At 69.7% G+C, this 6,126-nt stretch carries 5 protein-coding genes; 3 read left to right on the top strand and 2 right to left on the bottom strand.

Annotated elements, in window-relative coordinates; genetic code table 11:
- Positions 1 to 172: 172 nt before the first annotated feature.
- Positions 173 to 1,204, bottom strand: coding sequence for a uroporphyrinogen decarboxylase (gene hemE / locus ENN83_RS00385; RefSeq protein WP_287182769.1), 1,032 nt, complete (start codon positions 1,202 to 1,204; stop codon positions 173 to 175).
- A gap of 104 nt (positions 1,205 to 1,308) precedes the next feature.
- Between hemE and hemC the strand changes: the two genes are divergently transcribed.
- On the top strand, positions 1,309 to 2,253 hold the full coding sequence (gene hemC / locus ENN83_RS00380) for a hydroxymethylbilane synthase (protein WP_287182766.1): 945 nt from the start codon (positions 1,309 to 1,311) through the stop codon (positions 2,251 to 2,253).
- A 171-nt stretch (positions 2,254 to 2,424) separates the two neighbouring features.
- On the opposite strand, the gene ENN83_RS00375 is transcribed toward hemC, so the two are convergent.
- On the bottom strand, positions 2,425 to 3,111 hold the full coding sequence (locus tag ENN83_RS00375) for an arylesterase (protein ID WP_287182763.1): 687 nt from the start codon (positions 3,109 to 3,111) through the stop codon (positions 2,425 to 2,427).
- A gap of 13 nt (positions 3,112 to 3,124) precedes the next feature.
- Here ENN83_RS00375 and ENN83_RS00370 point away from each other — a divergent pair, with 13 nt between their 5' ends.
- Together ENN83_RS00370 and ENN83_RS00365 are read left to right on the top strand one after the other, a co-directional pair.
- On the top strand, positions 3,125 to 3,820 hold the full coding sequence (locus ENN83_RS00370) for an ABC transporter ATP-binding protein (RefSeq protein ID WP_287182760.1): 696 nt from the start codon (positions 3,125 to 3,127) through the stop codon (positions 3,818 to 3,820).
- Positions 3,817 to 6,126: ABC transporter permease (locus ENN83_RS00365; protein ID WP_287182759.1), on the top strand; the 2,310-nt coding region annotated here is incomplete at its 3' end. The genes ENN83_RS00370 and ENN83_RS00365, both read left to right, overlap by 4 nt.

Genomic DNA, 6,126 nt, shown 5'->3' with positions numbered 1-6,126 from the left:
TCCGATCGAAATGGTCTTCGCCAGGCTCAAGGCCCTCGTGCGAAGCGCCGCCCCGAGATGCGCTGACAGCCTCTGCAGCGCCATCGCATCCGCACTGACTGCCTTCAACCCGAAGGAATGTGCCCGCTATCTCCGGCACGCAGGATATGCTTCAACTTGACCGGAAACAACTCTAGCCGCGCAGCGCCTCCAGCATGACATGCACGTTTTCGGGATCGGCCTCGGGCGTGATGCCATGGCCGAGATTGAAGATATGCGGCCCCTTCGCGAAGGCGGCCTTGATCCGCTTCGTCTCGTCGATCAGGGCCTGGCCGCCGGTCACCAACAGGTTGGGGGCCATGTTGCCCTGCACACAGCCATCGACCTGCACATGCGCCGCGGCCCAGTCGGCATCCACCGAATTGTCCAGCGCCACGCAATCCGCGCCGGTCGCCCGGGCAAAGCCGATATAGTTCTCGCCCGCCTCGCGCGGGAAAGCGATGCAGGGCAGGCCGGGATGGCGCGATTTCAACTCGGCGATGATCCGGCGCGCGGGCTCCAGCGCGTAGCGGGTGAAATCCTCGCCCTTGAGGGACCCCGCCCAGCTGTCGAAGATCTTGACCACCTCGGCACCGGCCTCGACCTGCTGGGACAGGTATTCGATGGTCGACTCGGTCAGCAACGCGATCAGCGCCTCGAAGCTGGCGCGATCCTCGGCCTTGAGCTTGTGCGCCGGGGCCTGGTCGGGCGTGCCTCGGCCCGCGATCATGTAGGTCGCCACGGTCCAGGGCGCGCCCGCGAATCCGATCAGCGTGGTTTCGCCGGGCAACTCGCGCGCAAGGATGCGCACGGTTTCATAGACCGGAGCCATGTGGTCGTGGATGTCGTCCTTGCCCTTGAGCGCCCTCACGCCATCCATCCCGCTGATGGTGGACAGCCGCGGGCCTTCGCCGGTCTCGAACCAAAGATCCGCCCCCAGCGCCTGGGGCAGCAGCAGGATATCGGCGAACAGGATCGCGGCATCGAAACCATAGCGGCGGATCGGTTGCAGCGTCACCTCGGCGGCGAGGTCGGAATTGTAGCACAGCGACAGGAAGTCGCCCGCCTCGGCCCGGGTGGCCCGGTATTCGGGCAGGTAGCGGCCCGCCTGGCGCATCAGCCAGACCGGCGGCACGTCCTGCGTTTCACCCGCAAGCGACCGAAGTAGTTTTTTGGTTTCCGCCATCGTCTTCCCCGTTTATTGGTGCGGTCTGTCGTCCCCTGCTTGCGTCAGCATGTCAAGTCGGGCCGAGTTGTCAGGACGACGTGACGCGAATAGAGGTTTGGCGCATGGCTATCACACTTCCCTCCCCCGCTTCACCCCTCAAGATCGGCACCCGCGGCTCTCCGCTGGCGCTGGCTCAGGCCCATGAAACCCGCGCCCTGCTGATGGCCGCCTTCGATCTGCCCGAGGAGGCGTTCGAGATCGTGGTGATCCAGACCATCGCCGACCGGGTCCTGGACCGCGCCCTCAAGGAGATCGGGGGCAAGGGGCTCTTTACCAAGGAGATCGAGGAGGCCATGATCGAGGGCCGCATCGACATCGCGGTGCATTCGACCAAGGACATGGCGGTGGAACAGCCCGAGGGGCTGGTGCTGGACTGCTTCCTTCCGCGCGAGGATTTCCGCGACGCCTTCATCTCGCGTGCGGTCAAGGGGATCGCCGATCTGGACCAGGGCGCGGTGGTCGGCACCTCGTCGCTGAGGCGCAAGGCCCAGCTTCTGAACCGGTGGCCCGATCTTCAGGTGGTCGAGTTCCGCGGCAACGTCCAGACGCGGCTGAAAAAGCTCGAGGACGGCGTGGCGGTGGCGAGCTTTCTGGCCATGGCCGGGCTGAACCGGCTGGGCATGAGCCATGTGGCGCAATCGGCCATCGCGCCCGAGGACATGCTGCCCGCCGTCGCCCAGGGCGCCATCGGGATCGAGCGGCGCAAGGACGACGCGCTCGCCGCCCACATGCTGGAAGCGCTGCACCACGGGCCGACGGGCGAGCAGATGGCGGCCGAACGCTTCTTCCTCGCCGCGCTGGACGGCTCCTGCGAGACGCCGATTGCCGGGCTGGCCCAGCACGAGGGCAGCACGATCTGGCTGCGCGGCGAGATCCTGCGCCCCGATGGCAGCGAAAGCATCAAGGGCGAGGCGCGCGCGCCGATCGAGGATGCGTCCGAAATGGGCTGGAAACTGGGCAAGGACCTGCTGGCCCGGGCGGGTGAGGGCTTCTTCGACTGGAAGTGACCCGGCCCGCCCGGCCCGAAGCGTCGGCGTGATCCGGTTGCGCGCCTTCGGCGCAAGCCTTTCATCTCGGGACCGGCCTTGCGGCCGGTCCCTCGGGCTGTCCCCCGTCTTCTTCTGGCCCGAAATATCCCGGGGGGGCCGCCCGGAACGGGCGGCGGGGGCAGCGCCCCCTTACTCGCCCCGTGCCTGCACCCGCGCGACCAGTTCCAGCACCGCGGGTCCCATCGCCTCGACGATCCGCGCCACGCCCGCGGCTGAGGGGTGGATGCCGTCGGGCTGCATGTAGTCGCGCATCGCGCCTTCGCGGTCGGGCAGGTCGGTCAGGCCCTTAAGGAAACTTTCGACATGCAGCGCGCCGAATTCGGCGGCCAGTTCGGGATACATCGCGTCGAACGCCGCCTTGTAATCGGGCCCGTAATTGCCGGGCGCATTCAGGCCTACCAGCAGAACCTCGACCTCCGCCGCCTGCGCAGCCTCAAGGATCGCGCGCAAGTTCGCGCGGGACGCCGCCGGGTCGATGCCGCGCAACAGGTCGTTGCCGCCCAGCGCCACGATCATCGCGTCGACCTCGGGCGTCAGCGTCCAGCCCACCCGCGACAGCCCGCCCGCCGTGGTATCGCCCGACACGCCCGCGTTCAGCACCCGCACGTCTTCGCCCTGTGCGCGCAGCCAGCCCTCCAGCTGCGGCACGAAGCCCTCGCCCTGCGCCAGCCCGTAGCCCTGCGTCAGGCTGTCGCCCAGCGCGGCGATGGTCACCTCGGCCGCGGCCGCCGTTCCCAGACCCAGTGCCAGCACCGCCGCCAGCGCCTGCTTGAGCGCGCGCGCCCGCGCCCCATATCCAAGCTCAAACAGACCCATCCGAAGGCGCCCCATGACCGATCCGATCCTTTCGCTTGCCGATGTCACGCTGACCCTTGCCGGAAATGCCGGGCCGGTCGGGATACTGCATGGCATCTCGCTCGATGTCGCGCGGGGCGAGACGCTGGGGCTGGTGGGGCCGTCGGGGTCGGGCAAGTCGTCGCTCCTCATGCTGATGGGCGGGCTCGAACGCGCCAGTTCGGGCCGGGTGATGGCGCTGGGCCATGACCTGACCGCGATGAACGAGGACGCGCTGGCCCGGTTCCGCCGTGAGCATATGGGCGTTGTGTTCCAGTCTTTCCACCTGATCCCGACCATGACGGCACTTGAAAATGTCGCGACCCCGCTGGAGCTTGCCGGGCATCGCGACGCCTTTGACCGGGCTGCCGAGGAATTGCGCAGTGTCGGGCTCGGCGCGCGGACCGATCATTATCCCAGCCAGATGTCGGGCGGCGAACAGCAGCGCGTGGCGCTGGCCCGCGCCGCCGCGCCGCGCCCGCATGTGCTGCTGGCCGACGAGCCTACGGGCAATCTGGACGGGGCGAATGGCGAGGCGATCATGGAGCTTCTGTTCGGCCTGCGCGACCGGCATGGCGCGACGCTGGTGCTGGTGACCCATGCCCCCGACCTGGCCGCGCGCTGCGACCGGGTGGTGCGGCTGGCGGATGGCCGCATCGCCGGGCAGGATGTGCGGAGGGCGGCGGAATGAGCCTTGCGGTCGCGGCCCGCATCGCCCGGCGCGAGCTGCGCGGCGGGCTGAGGGGGTTCTATGTCCTGATCGCCTGCCTGGCGCTGGGGGTAGCGGCCATCGCCACGGTCGGTTCGATCCGCGAAAGCATCACCGCCGGGCTGAAGCGCGAGGGCGCGCTGCTGCTGGGCGGCGATGCCGAGATGTCGCTGACCTATCGCCATGCCGAACCGGCCGAACGCGCCTGGATGGAACTGATCGCTGCGCAGGTCTCGGAGGTGGTCGATTTCCGCTCGATGGTGGTCGTCGAGCGGAATGGCGAAACCGAGCGCGGCCTGACCCAGGTCAAGGGCGTGGACGAGGCCTATCCGCTTTATGGCACGGTGGAACTCGACCCGCCGATGCCGCTGGATCAGGCGTTGGCGGGCGATGGCGCGGTGATGGAACGGGTGCTGGCCGACCGGATGGGGCTTGTCCCCGGCGACCGGTTCCGGCTGGGCAGCGCGAACTATACGTTGCGCGCGATCCTGCTGCGCGAACCCGACGGGGCGGGGGACGGTTTCGGCCTTGGCCCGCGGCTGATCCTGCGCGAGGCGGCGCTGGAGGGGTCGGGCCTGCTCGCGCCCGGCACGCTTTACAAGACGAAATACCGCGTCGCCCTGCCGCCCGGCGCCGACATGGCCGCGCTGGAGGCGCGCGCGCTCGAACGTTTCGCGGGCAAGGGGATGCGCTGGCGCGACGCGCGCAACGGCGCGCCGGGGCTGACCCGCTTCGTAGACCGGATGGCGTCCTTCCTGGTGCTGGTGGGGCTGGCGGGGCTGGCGGTGGGCGGGGTCGGCGTCTCGGCGGCGGTGCGCGCCTATCTGGACGGCAAGACCGAGGTGATCGCCACCCTCAAGACCCTGGGCGCCGAGGGGCGGACGATCCTGCTGGCCTATCTGATCCAGATCGGCGCGCTGGCGGGGCTGGGCATCGCCATCGGGCTGGCGCTGGGCGCCCTGCTGCCGCTGGTCGCGGCGCCGCTGATGCAGGCGCAATTGCCGGTGCCGGTGGCGGTCAATGTCCATCCCGCGCCGCTGGCCGAGGCCGCGCTTTACGGTGTGCTGACCGCGCTGCTGTTCACGCTCTGGCCGCTGGCCCGCACCGAGGAGGTGCGCGCCGCGGCGCTGTTCCGCGATGCCTCGGGCCGGGTCCGGGCCTGGCCGCGGCCGGTCTACATTGCCGCGACCGGCGCGCTGGCCGCCGCGCTGATCGGGGCGGCGGCAGCGTTCTCGGGCATGCCGAAACTGGCGCTCTGGGCGGCCTTCGGCATCGTCGCGGCGCTGGGCCTGCTGGTGCTGGCGGCCTGGGGGCTGAGACGGCTGGCGCGCAGGCTGGCTCGGGCGCGCATGGTGCGCGGACGCACCGCGCTGCGGCTGGCGCTGGGCGCGGTGGGCGGACCGGGCAGCGAGACCGTGTCGGTCGTCCTCTCGCTGGGGCTGGGGCTGTCGATCCTGGCCGCCATCGGGCAGATCGACGCCAATCTGCGCGGCGCGATCCAGCAGGAACTGCCCGAACGCGCACCGGCCTATTTCGTGGTCGATATCCAGCCCGACCAGCTTGCGGGCTTTCTCGACCGGCTGAACCGCGATCCGGGCGTCAGCAAGGTGGAAACCGCGCCGATGCTGCGCGGGGTCATCACCGGGATCAATGGCCGCCCGGCGACCGAGGTGGCCGGCGATCACTGGGTGATCCGGGGCGATCGCGGCGTGACCTATGCCGACCGCCCGCCCGAGGGCACCGTGGTCACTGCCGGGGAATGGTGGCCCGAAGCCTATGACGGCCCCCCGGTGATGAGCTTCGCCCAGGAGGAGGCGGCCGAGATCGGCCTGAAACTCGGTGACGCGGTGACGGTGAACATCCTCGGCCGCGACATCACGGCGACGATCACCAGCTTTCGCGATGTCGATTTCTCGACCGTCGGGATTGGCTTCGTGGTCACGCTGAACGAGGCCGCGCTCAGCGGCGCGCCGCATACCCATATCGCCACGATCTATGCCGAGCCCGAGGCCGAGGCCGCGATCCTGCGCGACCTGGCCTCGGCCTATCCCAACATCACCGCGATCCGGGTGCGCGACGCGCTCGACCGGGTGGCCGAGGTGCTGTCCGCACTGGCCGCCGCGGTCGCCTATGGGGCGTCGGCGACGCTGGTGACGGGGGTGATCGTGCTGATCGGCGCGGCGGCTGCGGGCGAACGGGCGCGGATCTTCGAATCGGCCGTGCTCAAGACCGTGGGCGCGGTGCGCGGCCAGGTGCTGGCCTATTTCGCGCTGCGCTCGGCCATGCTG

The sequence above is a fragment of the Rhodovulum sp. genome (genome assembly GCF_011048875.1).
GTDB lineage: Bacteria > Pseudomonadota > Alphaproteobacteria > Rhodobacterales > Rhodobacteraceae > Rhodovulum > Rhodovulum tesquicola.
This window is presented reverse-complemented; position numbering and strand designations above follow the sequence as displayed.